Source organism: Histophilus somni 2336 (assembly GCF_000019405.1).
GTDB classification, from domain to species: domain Bacteria; phylum Pseudomonadota; class Gammaproteobacteria; order Enterobacterales; family Pasteurellaceae; genus Histophilus; species Histophilus somni.
Window position 1 is genome coordinate 1764258 of the sequence record NC_010519.1, and the last position, 20049, is coordinate 1784306.

Here is a 20049-nt window from a genome sequence, read left to right on the forward strand (position 1 = left end):
TCCCTATCTATTCAATTTAGTCGCCAGTTTTTGCGATAATATTGAACGGCGTAATGTTAAATACAACCAAATGCCAATCAGTGTTGGAATAAGAAAACCCTCTTTCCCTACCGTTAATAAAGAAATCAATGCGATTCCGAAGCCAAATAATGAACTTTCATGAGATTTTTCTTTTAACCAATTTTCAGCAAAAATAACTAAAAATAAGGCTGTCATTGCAAATTCAACACCGGCGAGATCAAAAGGCAAAATAGAACCGAATAGCGTACCTAAAGCAGCACCAATGATCCAATAGCAATGTAAATATAAACTGACAAAAAAGAAAAACCAGCCTCTATCTATATTATGAGGAATTTTTGCCATATAGTTTAAAGAAAAAGCTTCGTCAACTAATGTGGCAATCAAATACCACCGTTTTTTACCCAAATCTCCGCTGTATTTCTCCAGCATTGAGATGGCGTAAAAAATCTGCCGCCCACTGACCATTAATGTGATTAATAAAACGTGCCAAGGAGAAAAAGTACTAACTAATGCTCCTGCAACAATAAATTCTACCGAACCGGCATAAATTAAGGTTGCCATTAAAATAGGATACCAAGTTGCAAATCCTTGCACTTTCATATATACCCCATAGGCTATGCCTAAAAACATGAATCCGGCAAGAATAGGAAAAGAATGAGGCAAGGCTACTTTTGCCGCATTCCATACGGTTTTTGATTGATTAAGATCTGACATACAATAACTATTCTAAAATAGACAATCCATGCAAGGTAGAAAAACGTTGAGATTTAATAATCTCATAGAAATCATCAATAAAGGCAATATCATTATCCGTTTCTCGGAAAGCACCATAGAGATCACTATATAACCCTTCATCAGTAATTTTTCTTGCCACAACATAGCCTCTATCCAAATAAGGTTTTACTGCCCAAAACGGCAATGTCGCCACACCACGTTTACTTGCTACAAGTTGAATAATAGCAATGGTTAATTCACTTGTACGTCGAGAAGGATTGATGCCTTTAGGATGTAAAACCTTACGTAGAAGATCGAGCATATCATCAGGCACAGGGTAAGTTATCAAGGTTTGCTCAACAAAATCTTCTGCTTGCCAAACCTCTTTCCTCGCCAAAGGATGATCCTTTGCACACAAACCAACCATTTCATAGGAAAACAAGGGCTTATGAATAATACCCGGCGTTTCTTCAATTTCTGATACTACCGCCCAATCGGCTCGATGACTCAGCAATAAACCAATAGCATCTGTATGGAATCCAGACACAATATCAAGTTCAACTAAAGGCCAATGTTGACGAAAATTATCCATGGCAGGCATCAGCCAATCAAAACAAGTATGACATTCTACAGCTATTTTTAACTCGCCCGCCTCTCCTTGTTTAATTCTCGATAAAGCTCGTTCAGTCTCCATGACCTTAGGCAAAATTTCATTGGCTAATTTGATCAACCGCTCTCCTGCCGCTGTAAACCGCAAAGGATGACTTTTCCGCTCAAATAAAGGTAATTGATATTGTTCTTCCAATAATTTAATTTGATGCGAAAGTGCCGATTGAGTTAAATAAACTCTCTTTGCTGCCAAAGAAACACTCCCAGTTTCTTTTAACGCAATGAGCGTTTTTAAATGACGCAATTCAAGAAAAATAGGTTTCATGAAGATTTTGATAACAAAAAACAATTTGCCGTATTGTACAGCAAAATAAAAGGATCAAAAAGGCTTTCTCCTCTTTGACCCTTAGTCAACTACATCAAGGTAAAACCGATCTTTACCCTCTCCACACTAAGTGCGGTTAGTTATTGACAAATTTTTCGCCTAATTCAATATCAGCTCGTAAAGTTGGCAACATATCTTCTAAGGCTTTTTGTTCAAATGCACTTAAGGTACCCACCGGTAAAATTTCCTCTACCCCTTCTTTTCCTAAGCGAACAGGTTGTGCAAAGAAACGAGCATATTTACCATCACCTTCAACATACGTACATTCCACAACAGTTTCACCACTTAGCCCCTGTACCAGTGAGAGAGCAAAACGTGCTGCTGCTTGAGCCATTGAAAGTGTAGCAGAACCGCCACCCGCTTTCGCTTCAACAACCTCAGTACCGGCATTTTGAATACGTTTTGTTAATGGTGCTATTTCGTCCTCTTTCCATTCGGTATATTGCACTTGGGATAACAATGGAAGAATCGTCACACCGGAATGTCCGCCAATTACCGGTACCGCAATGCGTGAAACATTGAGTCCTTTCAATTCAGCAACAAAAGTTTCAGAACGTAATACATCTAATGTTGTTACCCCAAATAATTTACGTTTATCATAAACGCCCGCTTTTTTCAGTACTTCAGCAGCAATTGCTACTGTTGTATTAACCGGATTGGTAATAATACCCACACAGGCTTTAGGACAAGTTTTAGCGACTTTTTCAATTAAATTTTTCACAATACCTGCATTAATATTAAATAAATCTGAACGATCCATTCCCGGTTTACGAGCAACACCGGCAGAAATTAGTACAACATCAGCGTTTTCTAAAGCGGGAATTGGATCTTCCCCTGCAAAACCTTGTATCTTCACCGCTGTTGGAATATGGCTTACATCAGCAGCAACACCCGGTGTAACAGGTGCAATATCATATAATGATAATTCTGAACCCGCAGGTAATTGTAGTTTTAATAACAGAGCCAATGCTTGACCAATACCCCCAGCCGCACCTAAAACAGCTATTTTCATAAGAACCTCCTTATACTCATACAGTTACAAATTGAACCGCACAAATTTTAAAATGATCAAGTTCTTATTTCAAACAAAGAAATTAAATTGTGCGATCTACCTCAAATTTTTAACAAAAATTATTTTTAAATGTTGAAAACTAAGAATATAAATATAAAAATTATCTACCTATTTTGCATTTTTATGCAGCATTCCCCAACGTCGATTTAAGAGAGAATACATAATGATCAATGAAAAAGCAGATAGCCTAGTCAACGCTTTTAAAGAGCTACTTTCCCAAGAAAGCTTTGGTTCCCAAAGCGAAATTGTTAGTGCTTTACAACAAATGGGATTTACTCATGTCAACCAATCAAAAGTCTCCAGAATGTTAACAAAATTTGGAGCAGTGAGAACACGAAATACTCGTATGGAAATGGTATATTGTCTTCCTAATGAATTGAGTGTACCTAATACCGGTAGCCCATTGAAAAATCTCGTGTTAGATGTAGATCATAACGAAACATTAATTGTTATCAAAACCAGTCCTGGTGCGGCACAACTCATCGCAAGATTACTGGATTCGGTTGGCAAATCTGAGGGAATTTTAGGCACAATTGCAGGAGATGATACTATTTTCGTTACCCCCACCACAGGAAATGATATTCAGATTTTAATTACTAATATCCAAAAATTATTCGAAAGTTCTTTATAGGATTGTGATGAGGAACATAAGATGAAAATATTCATCACAGGTGCCACCGGATTGATTGGCTCAAACTTAATCCCTCTCTTACTGGAAAAAGAATATCAAATTACCGCTCTAGTTAGGAATATGGAGAAAGCTCGTCATCAGCTACCCAATCAAGTTCAGTTGGTCAAAGCACTGTCTCATTATGAGAATTTCAATGATTTTGATGGCGTTATCAATCTTGCCGGAGCCCCGATTTTTGCCCAATATTGGACAGCCGGCTATAAAACCGAACTCATTAATAGTCGCCTTAATTTAACGGAAAATTTAACCGCACTTATTAATAACAGTAACAAACCTCCACATTGTTTCATTTCCGCTTCCGCAACAGGTTATTATGGCGATCAAGGAAATAATCTCATTACTGAAGAATCTCTGAGCGGAAATCAATTTACCGCTCAATTGTGTCAACAATGGGAAAATATTGCTTTACAAGCCAACAGCAGAGTGTGTTTATTACGCACTGGAATGGTGTTTTCCGAAAAAGGCGGTGCATTAACAAAAATTCTACCAATTTATCGTTATGGACTTGGAGGAAAACTCGGTACCGGCAAACAATTCTGGGCTTGGATTAGCTTACAAGATATGTTACAAGCTATTCTGTTCTTGTTGGAAAATGCACAATGCGAAGGTGCGTTTAATCTCGTTGCACCAAAACCTATTCAAAATAAAGATTTCAATTGCCAATTAGGTGCATGGCTAAAACGTCCTTATTTCACAATAGTTCCTAAATTTTTACTTAATTTATTGTTAGGTGAACGAGCGACCCTTTTATTAGACAGTCAAAATGTTATTCCACAAAAATTATTGGAAGCCGGATTTCATTTTAGCACACCGACATTCAGCGATTTTTTACATTCGATAAAGAAATAGGACATGTTATTTACAAAAAAACCACCGCACTTAATTAGTGCGGTGGTTTTTTCTTAGGGTGTAGCAAGTTGGCTAAATTACCACTGATACCCCACACCAACCGAACCGCCGACATCGCCCGTTGAACTGCGAGTACCTTGCAATCGTAGCGTTATTTTACCATTATCACTTACTCGTGAATAACCTAACGCCACCGCACTTTGTCCTTTATAGGAACCTGCCGAAGCAGCAAACATGGATTTACCCGGCACAGAAGACATCGGCAAACCTGAAGTTGCCAAAGCACCCGCAATCCCCGCTCGCAATTCTTTATTGGACATATCCAGTTTATTGTTGAGATTGCTGAGTTTTTGGTCGGTTTGTCTTTGTAAAGTATCCACATATTTTTTATTCACCACCGCACTTCCACTGGTTGTTGGTTTAATATCCGGCACGGTAATAATACCTTTTTCACCATCAATCTTAATTTCACCGTTTGCTCCGGTTACGGTTAAGCCGTTTTTATTAAGAACAGCTTTTGGCATTTTTGGATTTTGCTGATTTTGTGTCGTTGCGTTGTCAGCAAAGGTCAGGCTTTCAGCAGTTATTGTTGCTTTATTGCCAGTTTTCTTATCTTCCAACATGATATTGTCCGCACCATAGGTGGCAGAGATGTCTTTGCCATTACCATTTTTGTTGTTGACAACTTTTAAGCCCTCGCTATTTAACGTGGCTTTTTTACCGCCCTCCTCTTTGGTTTCAAAGGCTTTCATATTTTTCAAGGTATCCGACAGTTTTATTTCTAAACCATCTTTGGCTGTATTGGTTTCTACCTTAATGTTACCAGCGGCACTACTAAATGAACTTGTAGCTTGACCGTTTTGAGTTTCCTCTTCCCCTTTAATGGTTAAGGTATCGCTGATTTTTCTGACTACATCATCGCCCTGATTTCCTTTAAATCTCAACCCAGCTTGTGCAACCGCTTTTAAGTCAGCGAGATTGGCGGCTTGATGCAGATCTTGTTGCTCAGTCATTTTTTGCCCTTGCTGGCTACTTATGCCGTTGGAAACCAGTTTTTTCACTAGATCAAGGGATTTACCTTGTTTTTCAGATTCAGACTTACCTTTCATACTATCATTATCAATTCCCAAGGCGGATTTTAGATTTTTGATGGCAACAGGGTCATGAGCCTTACCTCCATTTTGAGGTTTACCGCCTAAAGTGATTGATTTTTTATGTTCATCATCATATTTCACCGCTATTTTATCCGCTTCTGTCTGTTGGTCGGTGATGGTCTTGATTTTGCTGTTTACAAAGTCTTTCACCGCCTTAGCTGTAGTAAGTTTTTTGTCCTCAGCACTAGAATTTCCGCTAGAACCGTCCGCACTTCCATTTTCCTTAATTTCTTCAGTTGCCTCTATTTTGAAGGAAATTGTTCCGGTGTCGGCATCAATACTCGGTTTGATATAGTCATCGCCTTTAAATTTAATCGTAGCCCCAAGCTGACGGGTCATTTTGTTGGTTGATGTACCGCCGGTTTGAGGTGCGGTCGTAGTTGCTGTTGTTGTAGTACCATCGTCCACCTCAAAAATTAAACCTTTGTTAATGGTTTTAATGCTTTCATCAATGGCTTCTTTAAATGTCGTGGTAGCCTTATTTTTAGTGCCATCTTCTTTGTTTAATGCGGTAAACGTAGTTTTCTTAAAACCATCACCGCTATCATCTTTCTCCGCCCCTAATACGTCCGTACCGAGTTTACCGAATACCTGAATAACATTGTAAAGCTGTCCACCATTGACGGCATCAGTTGAGGTATCTTTGACTTCACCGGCGGCGACATAAGTAATAATGCGTTCAGCATCTTTCTTACCCACGCTGATGACTTCTTTATTAGCCCCAACACCTGCTGACCAGCTGATTTTTATATCATTTCCACCTACATTTTGTATTGTTCCACTAGGTGCGGTCTTTTTATTCACGATTTGAGAACCATCGCCTAACGCAAAGGAATTATCGCCGTCTTTACCATTAACTGTAATTACATCTAGCTTTTTCTTTACTTGGTCAGCAAGTTTGATAGTAACTTTTTGTTGCTTATCTTCAACTTTCGTTTCAATCTCATCTGTTGTTCCCAAAACCTGCAAGGCTTGACTTTGAATTTTAACAGCACCTTGGACTTTTCCGTTTGAGGATTGAGATTGTCCGCTAGAAGACGGCGTACTTGGAGCCGCACTTTGAGCTTGTCCACCGGCTTGTGCTTGTGCGGTATTGGAATTATCAGCTTCAATTTTTAGCGTTAATGAATTCAATTGATTTTTCAAGTATTCTTTAACCGCACTTGCGGTAACCAGTTTATTGTCGTTTTGGTCAGTTGTACTGCCTGAATTTGTATCACTAATAGAAGTAGCCACTTTGAGCTTAAAGGTAATTTTACCACCGCTGTTATCAAGGCTAGGCGTAAGGTAACTATCCCCACCAAACGTTAGCGTTGAGCCAAGTTGACGGGTTAAAGGACCGTTTCCACTCGCCATTGATGATTGAGCTCCACCACCAGTTTCCACTGCAAATTTTAGCCCCTCGTTGATTTTGGAGATATTGGCATTAATTGCATCTTTAAATGTGTCTTTAGTCGCTTGATTTCCACCACTTGTATCTTTCAATGCAGTAAATGTAGTTTTCTTAAAGCCATCTCCTCTATCATTTTTCTCTGCACCCAATACTTCCGTACCCAGTTTTCCGAATACTTGAATAACGTTGTAAAGCTGTCCGCCGTTAATTGCATCAGTTGAACCGTCCCTTACTTCACCTGCGGCGACATGGGTGATAATGCGTTCTGAGCCTGTAGAACCAACGCTGACGACTTCTTTTTTATTGCCTTCCATTGTATCAGCAGAAGCACCGGCGTTTTTCCAGCTGATTGTTACTTCACTTTGTCCTGTGTTTTGTGTAGTTCCACTAGGTGCGGTCTTTTTCTTAACAATTTCAGAACCTTTACCCAACGCAAAGGAATTATCGCCGTTGCCATTAACAGTAATCACTTCCAATTTTTTCTTCACTTGGTCGGCAAGTTTGATGGTTACGGTTGGTTTGTCTTGTGTAACTTCTGTTTTGATGAAATCACTTTCACCTGTTATTTTTAGTTTGTGTTTATTTAACTCAACTTTACCAACAGGGTTGGCAGGGGTGCTTCCGTTTTGGGTGTTATCCCCCTCTAGTTGCAACGTACCACCAACATTTTGGAGTTTTTGGGTTATGTAGGTTTTCACCGCAGTTTCAGTTACAAGTTTGTTGCTTGAACTACCTGAACTTCCCCCACTATTTTGTTGAGTATCATTAATTGTGTCGGTTGACTCCGCTTCAAAGGAAATTTCGCCTTTTGAGCTATCAATCGTTGCTTTGAGGTGTTTTCCGCCTTTAAAGGTAACCGTCGCTCCGAGTTGACGGGTCATTTCAGTTGAATTTCCAGCAGAACCGCCCGCACTTGTGCCGTTTTCGACTTTGAATTTTAAGCCCTCGTTGATTTTCTCAATGTTTTTGGTAATAGCGTCTTTAAATGTTGTTGAAGCTGGATTTGTCTCAGCTCCGTTTTTATCTTTCAACTTAGTAAACGTAGTTTGTTTAAAACCGGCTTTGTTAGTTTCGGCTTTTTCTGCACCTAATACGTCGGTTCCTAAATAGCCGAATACATCGATAACGCCTTTTAATTGCCCACCGTTGATCGCATCTGTGGAACCGTCCCTAATTTCACCCGCAGCAACATGTCTAATAACTCTTTCACGTCCCATATCCCCTATACTTAGCACGGATTTTTTATCAGAATCGGATGCAGATGTTCCAGCATTTTCCCATTTAAATAATAGGCTATAACTGCCATTAACACTTAACTCTTGTGTTTTAAATGCTTGTTTCTTATCTTCTGCCTTAGAACCTTTACCTAAAGCAATCGAATCCCCTGCATTAGTGGATACAGACGCACCCTCCCCAATCGCTACCGCACCTATGGCACTTGCTTGAACAGTTGCATCTTTACCAATCACCACCGCACTTTCAGCTTGAGAAATTGCATGTTTACCGATAATCACTGAATTTTTGGCGTTTGTTATTGTGCCATTACTTCCGCCGTTCTCACCATTTCCTATTATGATTAAATTTGCATTGTTAGTTCCTACACTAATATTACTTCCCAATGCAAGAATGTTATTATCGGAACCTGTTATGGCTATTTTGTTTCCTAATGCGGTTGACCATTTAGAATTGATTATTTTTGTTTCTCCTGATACACCTATCGCTATTGAAGCATCGCTATTTTCCAATACTTTTGCTTGATACCCCAACGCTAAAGATTGAATTGATTTAACCTGAGTTTCTGCACCTACAGCAGTTGACCATTTGGCATTTGTTACATTTGATTGATAACCGATAGCAACGGAATCGTGTGAATTACCATTTTCTACTTTTGCACTATGACCAATCGCAATAGAATTTTGGGCTTTTGCTCCGTCGTTATCAAAATTGTCGTTTCTGTTACTTGTTGTGCCGGAAGCGGCGGTGTCATTTCTTACCGAAATATAATGCAATTTCGCCGCTTCAAGTTGTTTAAAGTTTACGGCATCGTTTTGATCTGAGCCATCAGCAACGCCTGAAATTTTGACTTTACTATTTCCATTAGTTCCGGTTTGTGTAAATGTTAAATCAGTCCCACCGACTTTTAACGTGGCAGTTGATGTACTATTTGACCCATTACTAAATGATAGAATGTTATTATTATCTTTTCCTACGCTGTTAATACCTTTTAAGGTATCGCTAAGTGCTATTGTTAAATTACTTCCAGAAGACGTAGTGGTAATATTTTTATGGTTGCCATTTGAACTATCTTCTTTTCCTTTAATATTTAAAGTGTCTCCTAATTTTAGAGATTGTTCTCCGCCAGTATCTCCAGCAAATTTAAGTCCTTTGTTTATCGCTGTGATGGTATCTTCAATTGCTTCTCTAAAAGTAGACTTCCTAGCATTAGTTTCATTTCCATTATATGAAACAGCTTTAAAAGTAGTCTTTTTAAAACCATCTGTTCCAGTATCCGCTTTTTCGGCACCGAGTACATTTATCCCTAAATTAGCAAATACATCAATTACGCTATAAAGTTGCCCGCCATTGATAGCATCGGTTGAACCTGATTGCACTGTTCCGGCGGCAACATTCGTTATTATTCGTTCCTTACCGCTGTCCCCAATACTTAAAACGGACTTATTAGCTCCTGCTCCGGCACTACTCCAAGAAATTGTTATATCATTAGCTCCAGTAGTAGATGTAAGACCGGTTGGTGCTAGCTTTCTAGTGGTCGCCTTAGAATTTCTCCCCAACGCAATAGAATCGCCAGCGGCGGTGGATACAGACGCACCCTCCCCAATCGCTACCGCACCTGTTGCACTTGCTTGAACATTCGCACCTTTACCGAGTACCACCGCACTTTGTGCTTGAGATTTTGCATCTTGACCAATCACCACAGAATATTTAGCATTTTCAGCGTTTGCCTTATTACCAATAATCACTAAACCACTGTTTGCACTCTTTTCATCGCCACCATTCGCTTTATTTACGTTAATATTATTCCCCAACGCCACGATATCTGTACCGCTGTTGATTTTGGTTTTATTACCGATGGCTAATGACCATTCGGCATTATCTAATTTTGTATGGTCAGAACCATCTCCTTCATTAACCGCACTGATAGCGATTGAGCCTTTTGCATTGTTGAATGTAACGCCGTTACCAACAGCGACAACAGCATCTTGTTTTTCTTTACTGCCTTGTGTAACCGTAATACCTGAGCCTAACAACACGGAATGTTTTACATCAACATTCAAGTCCTTACCAATTACAATCGCTTGTTCAGCTTTTGATTTCGCTTCGTACCCAAGGGCGATGGCATATTTTTCGGTCGCTTCCGCCCCCACACCGATAGCGATAGCACCCTCCATCTTTGCTCCATCGTTATTGTAGTTGCCTTTTGTGCCACTCGAACCGCTAGAACCGCTACCTGCACCGTTTGTACCATCATTCACCGACAAATAATGCAAAGATTGCGTACCAGTACTGCTTCCGCCACTTCCGCCACCGCTTGTAATTTTACTATTTACATAGTCTCTAACTGCTTTTACAGTCGTTAATTTTTTGTCATTGCCGTTGCTGTTACCGCCTGATGTGCTGTTAATTGAATCAGTCGCATTGACGGCAAGCTTAATTGTGTCCTTACCACTACTACCTTCAGTGCTTAAAGTCAGATAATCGTCGCCTTTAAAGGTCAATGATTGTCCGAGTTGTCTTTTGATAGTATTGTTGTTACTGCTACCACTTCCATTTCCCCCAACTTTAAAGGTCATTCCTTGGTTTATGGCTTCAATAGTATCTTGAATAGCTTCTCTAAACGTGGTTTGACTTTTTCTTGTATATCCATTACTTTGAACTGGCCTAAACGTTGATTTTCCGAAACGTTTTCCACCATCACTTTCTCCATCAAGCCAAACTTGTGCACCTAACACCTCTGAGCCTAATTTCCCAAAGGCTTCAATCACGCTATATAATTGTCCGCCATTTACCGCATCGGTTGAGCCATTTTGCACCTTACCTGCAGCGACATGTTTTAGTAGGGTTTCGGTGCTACCGCTTCCTACATTAATAACGTTTTTATTTTCACCAGCACCTGCGTCTTTCCATCTAATTCGTATAGAATCCGAACCAACATTCACCTCTGCACTACTAGGGGCTAATTCTTGACCCCCTCTCGAAAATAAATCACTTAACTCCGTGGCTTTGGTGATTTTTTGGGTTATATCGTCTTTGAGTTTGATTTTGATGGGGTTACTTGAACAATTGTGTATTCCTTGATTGTTTGAAGCCCCAAATCCCCCTCCTGCTCCATTGCCTTGTTTACTACAAGTAAATGATCCTACATCTACATCGATAAAACCTTCTCCCTTTATCCCCGTTTTCATCATGTTTTGGACATCTTTCGCTTCACCATCTTGTAATCCTGTAACACCGGGGGAAAAACCTTGTCCCAAAACCTCCACCGGCAACACCACCGACAACGCTAACGCCAGCGGTGCGAGTTTAAACGCCCCGAAAACACCGAAAAACACACCGCACTTCGGCTTACTCTCCGAACTGCTCGCTATTTGGCGATTACTTGCCAACTCGGAAACGGCTTTACATTGACCTGTTGTAATATCATATTTGGTTTTGAAGATTTTGTTCATATTCTTTACTCACTATTTGTTTATTCATCTGTTTTTTTTGGTTTTTGTTGTGTTTTTATATTTATAGAGCGGTTATAAACCTAAGCGGAAAATTGCTTTGCTTTTTAAGGCATAGCAAAAAAAGACGAATGATATTTTCGCCGAGGGGTTGAAAAGGGAAAATGGGGATATTTTTAAAGGTTAATAATATAAAAAATAGGTTGCAGGGCTTGCAACAAGGCGTTAGCCTAGACTGTAGACTGTAGACTGTAGACTGTAGACTGTAGACTGTAGACTGTAGACTGTAGACTGTAGACTGTAGACTGTAGACTGTAGACTGTAGACTGTAGACTGTAGACTGTCATTTTTCCTGTTCTATTTTATTTGTCAAGTAAAAATTCTTGCTATCCTATCCTAAATTTTTATAGAAAGAAATGATTTTTTTACTTTTTATCCTAACTTGATTGAGGCGAACAATTAAAATGTTTGATATTCAAAGAGGATTAAATCATCACCGCACTTTTTAGCATAACGAAAAATCCTAGCTCCCTATTGGGTAAGAGTTCACATTTATATGGCTCGATCAGATAAAATTGAACGCTTAAAAGTGCGGTGCATTTTACAGAGATTTCATTTTTCTGTTGTTCTTACGCTGAGAAATAGCGATAATGTGCGATCTAGAAAATCCATTGAAGACTTATGATAGATTATATTTTACTGATTATTAGTACCGCACTGATTAATAACTTTGTTCTAGTTAAATTCTTAGGACTCTGTCCGTTTATGGGCGTTTCAAAAAAAATTGAAACTGCGATTGGCATGGGATTAGCGACAATGTTTGTACTTACTGTTGCCTCGTTGTGTGCTTATTTAGTTGAGCGTTATTTACTCACTCCACTCCATGCAAATTTCTTACGCACCTTGATTTTTATTCTTGTTATCGCTGTTGTCGTACAATTTACTGAAATGGTCATTCATAAAACGAGCCCAACACTTTATCGTTTACTAGGTATTTTTCTCCCTTTAATTACTACTAATTGTGCAGTTCTCGGTGTTGCACTCCTCAATATAAACTTAGCCCATAACTTAACTCAATCCGTCATTTATGGATTTTCCGCTTCACTTGGCTTTTCTCTTGTTCTTGTTCTGTTTGCCGCTTTGCGTGAACGCCTTACTGCGGCAGATATTCCACTTCCCTTTCGAGGAGCCTCTATTGCGTTAATTACCGCAGGATTGATGTCTCTTGCTTTTATGGGCTTTTCCGGTTTAGTGAGAGTTTAAGCAATGGCAACATTACATTATGTTCTGCTGATTATCGTTTTACTTGCCGCTCTTTTTGGGGCAATTTTAGGTTTTGCCTCAATTAAATTAAAAGTTGAAGGCGATCCTATTGTGGAAAAAATTGATGCTTTATTGCCACAAAGTCAATGTGCTCAATGCGGTTATCCCGGTTGCAAACCTTATGCTCAAGCTATTGCGAATGGAGATGAAATCACTAAGTGTGTACCCGGTGGGCAACCATTAGTCATCAAAATAGCAGATTTATTAGGCATAGAAGCACCTAGCGGTAACTTTGAGCAAGATCCGATCCCTAAAGTAGCATTCATTAATGAGGAAATGTGTATCGGTTGTACAAAATGTATTCAAGCCTGCCCTGTTGATGCCATCATTGGTACAAATAAAGCAATGCACACCATTATTGCCGATCTTTGTACTGGCTGTGAACTTTGTGTTGCACCTTGCCCAACAGATTGTATTTCAATGATCAACGTCAAACAACATATTGATAACTGGGATTGGAAGTTCGATCCTAAGTTAGTTATTCCCATCGTTGATACTACTTCAGCACAAAAGAAAATCGTTGTAGGAGAATAGGGAATGACACAACATATAGATATTTTAACCAATTACAATTCAGGTAAGTTATGGGATTTTTACGGAGGAAGTCATCCTCCGGAAATGAAATCTCAATCCAATCAAAACCCTATAAAAAACTTGCCTTTAGCCAATACATTTTATGTTCCGGTCAAGCAACATGCCGGAAGTGCGGGTAATATTTTGGTTAAGGTAGGAGATAGAGTCTTAAAAGGTCAAGCCTTAACGCTTGGCTCGGGTTTAAATGCATTGCCTGTTCATGCCCCCACATCAGGTATTATCAAAAATATTGCCCCCTATGTTGCCGCACATCCCTCAGGTCTGTGCGAATTAAGTATTGAAATTGAAGCCGATGGATTGGAACAATGGCGAAATCGCCAACCGATAGAGGACTATCTAACTCTTAGCCGAGAACAACTAATTGATAAAATTTACCAAGCGGGTATTGCAGGATTAGGCGGTGCGGTTTTTCCAACCGCCGCCAAAATTCGATCAGCAAACAATAAAGTTAAACTATTAATTATTAATGGTGCAGAATGTGAGCCTTATATCACTTGTGATGATCGCCTAATGCGTGACTACAGCGAAGAGATTATTGAGGGTATACGTATTCTTCGCTATATCTTACGCCCTGAAAAAGCGGTGATTGCAATTGAAGATAATAAACCGGAAGCTATCGCAGTATTGCGACAAAGTTTGCATGGTGCTGATGATATTGATATTCGTGTTATTCCAACTAAATATCCTTCCGGTGCAGCAAAGCAACTTATCCAAATTCTAACAGGATTTGAGGTAGCAAGCGGACAACGCTCTTCCAGTATTGGTATTTTAATGCACAATGTAGGAACAGCTTTTGCCATAAAACGTGCCATTATTAATGATGAACCTTTAATTGAACGAGTAGTTACCTTAACCGGAGATAAAATTGCACAAAAAGGGAATTTTTGGGTTCCTTTGGGAACGCCAATCTCCCATGTACTAACACAAGTCGCCTATCAATATGATTCACGTTTCCCTGTTTTTATGGGTGGGCCTATGATGGGATTCATCTTACCGAATTTATATGCCCCTGTAACTAAAGCGACTAACTGCTTGCTGGCACCGGATCATTTTGAATATGAACCGCCGGCAACGGAACAATCTTGTATTCGTTGCTCTGCTTGCTCTGATGCCTGCCCTGTACATTTAATGCCTCAACAACTGTATTGGTTTGCCAGAGCAGAGGATCATAAAAAGTCCGAAGAATACGCCCTAAAAGAGTGTATTGAATGTGGTTTATGTGCTTATGTTTGTCCGAGTCATATTCCTCTCATTCAATATTTCCGCCAAGAAAAAGCAAAAATTTGGGAAATTAAAGAAAAGGCACAAAAATCAGAAGAAGCCAAAATTCGTTTTGAGGCTCGTCAAGCTCGCTTAGAAAAAGAAGAACAAGAACGCAGAGCAAGGGTTAATAAAGCGGCAGAAAACCGCCGTGCAGAAATGGCACAACAAAAAGGAATTGATCCAGTTCAAGCCGCACTTGAACGCTTAAAAGCGAAGAAATCAATCGAAACACGTGAACACAACCAAGAACAGAAAACGTTTATAAATATTAAAGGCGAAATATTGCCTGATAACAGCGACATCATAGAGCAACGTAAAGCACGTCGTTTGGCTCGTCAGCAAACCAATTCAAACAGCATTCAAGAAATTGAAACTGTTGTACAAAATTCGGAGAAAAATACAGAAAAAAGTGCGGTACAATCTGGCGTAGATCCGAAAAAAGCCGCTGTTGCTGCTGCTATTGCTCGTGCTAAAGCAAAAAAACAGGCTTCACAAATTACTGCAAATAGTATTTCGGAGCCTGATACTACAACACAAAATACAGAAAAAAGTGCGGTGCAATCTGGCGTAGATCCGAAAAAAGCCGCTGTTGCCGCTGCTATTGCTCGTGCTAAAGCAAAAAAACAGGCTTCACAAATTAATGCAAATAGTATTTTGGAGCCTGATACTACAATACAAAATACAGAAAAAAGTGCGGTGCAATCTGACATAGATCCGAAAAAAGCCGCTGTTGCCGCTGCTATTGCTCGTGCTAAAGCAAAGCAATTAGCAAAAAAACAAATTGAAGTTACCAATAAATGAAACAAAGAGATTTTACATGTTTAAAATGATTAGCTCCCCACATACTCATTCGGGGAAATTGACAGCCCGCATAATGTTATGGGTGATTGTGGCAATGTTACCGGCAATCGCAGGGCAAGTATATTACTTCGGATTTGGCGTTTTAATCCAATCACTGTTGGCAATAAGTACGGCGTTATCCCTCGAGTTTGTTGTAACCTTATTGCGTAAAAAACCAAAATTTTTTTATATTGGTGATTTTAGCGTTGTTTTGACCGCACTTATTCTCGCAGTTGCCATTCCGCCTTATGCCCCCTATTGGGTTATTATTATCGGTACCTGTTGTGCTGTAATTTTAGGTAAACATGTTTACGGCGGATTAGGACAAAATTTATTTAATCCAGCAATGGTTGGCTATGTCATTTTGCTTATTTCATTTCCCCTACAAATGACAACTTGGTTACCTCCAATTCAACTGCTTAACGAACCACCTCATTTTGCCGATGCGTATAAACTCATTTTCCAAGGTGTTACCACTGATGGTTTTAATTTAAGCCAATTAATATTGGCTATTGACGGTATGAGCCAAGCAACGCCATTAGACACAGTTAAAACAGCGATGCGGAACAATTTATCTTCATTACACGAAGTCAGCTCATCACCTATTTTCAGTTCAGTTCTACCATTGGGCAAAAGGGATATTGTTGAAGGAATGGGCTGGACACAAATAAATTTACTCTTTTTTCTAGGGGGTATCTTCCTAATTTGGAAAAAAATTATTCATTGGCAAATTCCAACCGCACTTTTAGCAACAATTTTTAGTTTTGCATTGTTGAACTGGTTATTTTCCCCAGTCACACCAAATCCCATTTGGCATTTAGTCAGCGGTGCTACAATGTTCGGTGCATTCTTTATTGCCACAGATCCTGTTACCGCCTCCATTACACCGAGAGGAAAACTCATTTTCGGTGCTTTAGTCGGATTATTAATCTGCTTAATTCGTTTTTGGGGAAATTATCCTGATGGCGTTGCTTTTGCTATTTTACTGGCGAATATTTGCGTGCCGCTAATTGATCATTACACTCGTCCACGTGTTATAGGCCATAACAAAAAAGGAATCAAACAATGAGCGTTACACAAATAAGTAGAAAATATGGCATATTGTTGGGAACAGTCGCCTTTATTTGTACCGCACTTTCCGTTGCCGTATATTGGCTTACGAAAGATAAAATTGCTTTTGCAATCGCTAAGCAAGAGAAAATGCTGTTAGCTGAAGTAATGCCTCCAGATTATTATGACAATGATCTGTTAGCCGATTGCAAAATGCTCTCATCTTCTTTGGCAAAAGAATATCGTATTAATAAACTTTGTACAGCAAAAAAAAATCAGCAAATTAGTGCTTACGCTTATGAAACTATCGCACCGGACGGCTACTCCGGCAATATAAAAATGTTGGTCGCAATTACACGACAAGGCGAAGTGCTGGGCGTTCGAATTACGGAACATCAAGAAACCCCCGGTCTAGGCGATAAAATTGAATTACGAATTTCCGATTGGGTCCTGAATTTTGCCCATAAAATGTTACAGCCAAACAATTTAAACGATTGGGCAGTCAAAAAAGACGGCGGTCAATTCGATCAATTTACCGGTGCTACCATTACACCTCGTGCTGTTGTAAATCAAGTTAAAACTTCTGGGATAATACTTCTAACACAACTTGATAAACTTGCTGTGGAGAATGAAGAATGAGTACAAAAAATCTACCCGAAACACACCGCACTTTAGATGAATTTGAACCCTCTCATTTGACTGTAAACAAGGTTAAAACCGAAAGTGTATGGGCAAATTTATTTAAACAAGGATTTTGGCATAACAACCCTGCCCTAGTTCAGCTATTAGGACTCTGCCCTTTACTTGCGGTATCAAATTCAGCGACAAATGCTTTAGGTTTAGGCATTGCAACTATTATCGTTTTAATTTGTAGCAATACTGTAGTTTCTTTGTTTCGCAAACAAATCCCTCAAGAGATCCGTATCCCCATTTATGTGATGATTATTGCGACTACGGTAACGATAGTGCAACTTATCATGAATGCTTATACTTACACCCTTTATCAAGCATTAGGTATTTTTATTCCATTGATTGTGACCAATTGCATTGTAATTGGGCGTGCGGAAGCATTTGCCTCAAAAAATACCGTTTTACATTCCATTTTTGATGGGTTTGCTATGGGACTTGGTATGACCTTCAGTTTGTTTATTTTAGGTGCATTACGTGAAATTTTCGGTACGGGGAAATTATTTTTTGGTATAGAAAATTTATTTGGCGACTGGGCAAAATGTTTACAACTGAACCTATTTCAATTAGACAATAGTTTCTTACTGGCAATCTTACCGCCCGGAGCGTTTATCGGTCTAGGCATTATGTTAGCAATAAAAAACGTGATAGATCACAGAAAATGAATAAACAAAAACGTATCGAAATATTAACTCGTCTGCGTGATCAAAATCCGCACCCCACGACTGAATTGCATTTTAATACACCTTTTGAATTACTTATTGCAGTCATTCTCTCTGCACAAGCAACAGATAAAGGAGTAAATAAAGCAACGGATAAACTTTTTCCTTTAGCTAATACCCCACAAGCCATTTTAGATCTTGGTTTGGATGAGTTAAAAAAATATATAAAAACGATTGGGTTATACAATAGTAAAGCTGAAAATATTATTAAAACTTGCCGTGATTTAATTGAAAAGCACAATGGTCAAGTTCCGGAAAATCGAGAAGCATTGGAAGCACTGGCAGGTGTAGGCAGAAAAACGGCTAATGTTGTTCTTAATACAGCTTTTGGTCATCCTACTATTGCCGTTGACACACATATTTTCCGAGTGTCTAATCGTACGGGATTTGCTCCCGGAAAAGATGTTATAAAAGTAGAAGAAAAATTATTGAAAGTTGTACCATCAGAGTTTAAAGTGGATGTACACCACTGGTTAATTTTACATGGTCGCTATACTTGCATTGCAAGAAAACCGAGATGTGGCTCTTGTATTATTGAAGACTTATGTGAATTTAAAGAAAAAACAGAGATTTAACATAAATTATAAATAGAAACGAAGGTATAACATTATGACAAACACCCCAAAAAGACAAACTTGGTCCAGTCGATTAACCTATGTCATGACAGTAGCCGGAGCAACCGTTGGATTTGGTGCAACTTGGCGATTTCCTTATTTAGTAGGTGAAAATGGCGGCGGTGCTTATGTACTGCTCTTTTGTATTGCCATGTTAGTTATCGGCATTCCAATGATTTTAGTGGAAAATGTCATCGGTCGTCGCTTACGTGTTAATTCAATTGATGCATTCAGTGATAAATTAGAAGGAAAAAATATTTCTAAAGCGTGGAAAATTATTGGCTATATGGGATTACTCGGTGCATTTGGTATTATGGCGTACTATATGGTACTTGGTGGTTGGGTAATGAATTATATCATCAATCTCATTACCGGTTCCCTAGATATTTCATCGGTAATTAACAAAGAATATGCCCAAAATTTTTATCAAGCGAGTATTACTGAAAGTCCGCTACAAATCATAATTTATACACTGATTTTTGTCGTCATTAACTATATTATTCTTGCTAAAGGAATTATTGGCGGCATTGAGCAAGCGGTAAAATATTTGATGCCCTTATTGTTTATTTGCCTTATCGGTATGGTTATTCGTAACGTTACTTTACCGGGAGCAATGGAAGGAATTATTTATTACCTCAAACCTGATTTTTCTAAAATCACGCCAAAATTGTTTATCCTCGTACTTGGACAAGTTTTCTTTGCACTAAGTTTGGGATTTGGTGTAATTATCACACTTTCCAGTTACCTCAGCAAAGAAGAAAATCTCATCCAAACCGCCGTTATAACCGGATTTACAAATACAATTATAGCTGTCCTGTCAGGCTTTATGATTTTCCCGTCATTATTTACTTTTGGGATTGAACCGAATGCAGGACCAACCTTAGTTTTCCAAAGTTTACCCATTGTTTTCTCACACTTATGGGCAGGGCGTATTTTTGCTGTTGTCTTCTTTAGCTTACTGCTCATCGCAGCCCTAACAACCTCAATCACCATTTATGAAGTAATTATTACCGCACTACAAGAAAAACTTAGAATGCGTCGTGCAAAAGCAATTTTTATCACGTTAGGCACAATTTTCTTAATCGGTAATATTCCATCAATATTAAGTGATAATTTGTTAAAAGACGTCACATTCTTTGGTAAAAGTATCTTCGATACGTTTGACTATGTCAGCGGTAATATTTTATTTTTATTGACCGCACTTGGGTGTGCTATTTTTGTAGGCTTTGTACTAAAAGAAGATGCGATAAAAGAACTCTCCCAAAATCCAAATTCTTTATTGACTCAGATTTGGTTCAATTATGTAAAATTTGCTGTACCATTAATTATTATCGTGATTTTTGTAAGTAATTTTGTTTAATCTAAAACTGTTTAATTTATAGA

14 protein-coding genes are annotated in these 20049 nt (G+C 38.9%); 10 read left to right on the top strand and 4 right to left on the bottom strand.

Features of this window, described 5'->3' with window-relative positions; all coding sequences use genetic code 11:
• Nucleotides 1–3: 3 nt before the first annotated feature.
• From HSM_RS07915 to mdh, 3 genes are all read right to left on the bottom strand, one after another.
• Nucleotides 4–735 carry an AzlC family ABC transporter permease gene (locus tag HSM_RS07915; protein ID WP_012340676.1) on the bottom strand — a complete coding sequence of 244 codons (732 nt, stop codon included), beginning with the start codon at nucleotides 733–735 and terminating at the stop codon, nucleotides 4–6.
• 7 nt (nucleotides 736–742) lie between these two features.
• Nucleotides 743–1669, bottom strand: coding sequence for a LysR family transcriptional regulator (locus HSM_RS07920; RefSeq protein WP_012340677.1), 927 nt, complete (start codon nucleotides 1667–1669; stop codon nucleotides 743–745).
• 136 nt (nucleotides 1670–1805) lie between these two features.
• Complete coding sequence (gene mdh / locus HSM_RS07925; RefSeq protein WP_012340678.1) at nucleotides 1806–2741, bottom strand: malate dehydrogenase; 936 nt, start codon at nucleotides 2739–2741, stop codon at nucleotides 1806–1808.
• Between the two features lie 223 nt (nucleotides 2742–2964).
• Between mdh and argR the strand changes: the two genes are divergently transcribed.
• Complete coding sequence (gene argR / locus HSM_RS07930; RefSeq protein WP_012340680.1) at nucleotides 2965–3432, top strand: transcriptional regulator ArgR; 468 nt, start codon at nucleotides 2965–2967, stop codon at nucleotides 3430–3432.
• Nucleotides 3433–3453: 21 nt separating this feature from the next.
• Complete coding sequence (locus HSM_RS07935) at nucleotides 3454–4341, top strand: TIGR01777 family oxidoreductase (RefSeq protein ID WP_012340681.1); 888 nt, start codon at nucleotides 3454–3456, stop codon at nucleotides 4339–4341.
• A 77-nt stretch (nucleotides 4342–4418) separates the two neighbouring features.
• Here HSM_RS07935 and HSM_RS07940 read toward each other — a convergent pair whose 3' ends face one another.
• Nucleotides 4419–11576, bottom strand: coding sequence for a YadA-like family protein (locus HSM_RS07940; protein WP_012340682.1), 7158 nt, complete (start codon nucleotides 11574–11576; stop codon nucleotides 4419–4421).
• 678 nt (nucleotides 11577–12254) lie between these two features.
• Between HSM_RS07940 and rsxA the strand changes: the two genes are divergently transcribed.
• The 8 genes from rsxA to HSM_RS07980 are packed head-to-tail and all read left to right on the top strand — an operon-like array spanning nucleotide 12255 to nucleotide 20026.
• On the top strand, nucleotides 12255–12836 hold the full coding sequence (gene rsxA, locus HSM_RS07945; protein ID WP_012340683.1) for an electron transport complex subunit RsxA: 582 nt from the start codon (nucleotides 12255–12257) through the stop codon (nucleotides 12834–12836).
• Nucleotides 12837–12839: 3 nt separating this feature from the next.
• A complete protein-coding gene (gene rsxB / locus HSM_RS07950; protein ID WP_012340684.1) occupies nucleotides 12840–13430 on the top strand; it encodes an electron transport complex subunit RsxB in 591 nt (196 codons plus the stop codon).
• Between the two features lie 3 nt (nucleotides 13431–13433).
• Entirely contained in the window at nucleotides 13434–15554 is a 2121-nt protein-coding gene (rsxC, locus tag HSM_RS07955; protein WP_012340685.1) for an electron transport complex subunit RsxC, read from the top strand.
• A 16-nt stretch (nucleotides 15555–15570) separates the two neighbouring features.
• A complete protein-coding gene (rsxD, locus tag HSM_RS07960; protein ID WP_012340686.1) occupies nucleotides 15571–16662 on the top strand; it encodes an electron transport complex subunit RsxD in 1092 nt (363 codons plus the stop codon).
• The gene (gene rsxG / locus HSM_RS07965; RefSeq protein ID WP_012340687.1) at nucleotides 16659–17282 is read left to right on the top strand and encodes an electron transport complex subunit RsxG; all 624 of its coding nucleotides are present in this window, start codon (nucleotides 16659–16661) and stop codon (nucleotides 17280–17282) included. Before rsxD ends, rsxG begins: the two co-directional genes overlap by 4 nt.
• Nucleotides 17279–17995 (top strand): electron transport complex subunit E, encoded by a 717-nt coding sequence (locus HSM_RS07970; protein ID WP_012340688.1) that lies wholly within the window; start codon nucleotides 17279–17281, stop codon nucleotides 17993–17995. Before rsxG ends, HSM_RS07970 begins: the two co-directional genes overlap by 4 nt.
• Complete coding sequence (nth, locus tag HSM_RS07975; RefSeq protein WP_011609220.1) at nucleotides 17992–18627, top strand: endonuclease III; 636 nt, start codon at nucleotides 17992–17994, stop codon at nucleotides 18625–18627. The genes HSM_RS07970 and nth overlap by 4 nt, the downstream gene beginning before the upstream one ends.
• Nucleotides 18628–18661: 34 nt before the next feature.
• Nucleotides 18662–20026 (top strand): sodium-dependent transporter, encoded by a 1365-nt coding sequence (locus HSM_RS07980; protein ID WP_012340689.1) that lies wholly within the window; start codon nucleotides 18662–18664, stop codon nucleotides 20024–20026.
• Nucleotides 20027–20049: the final 23 nt, after the last annotated feature.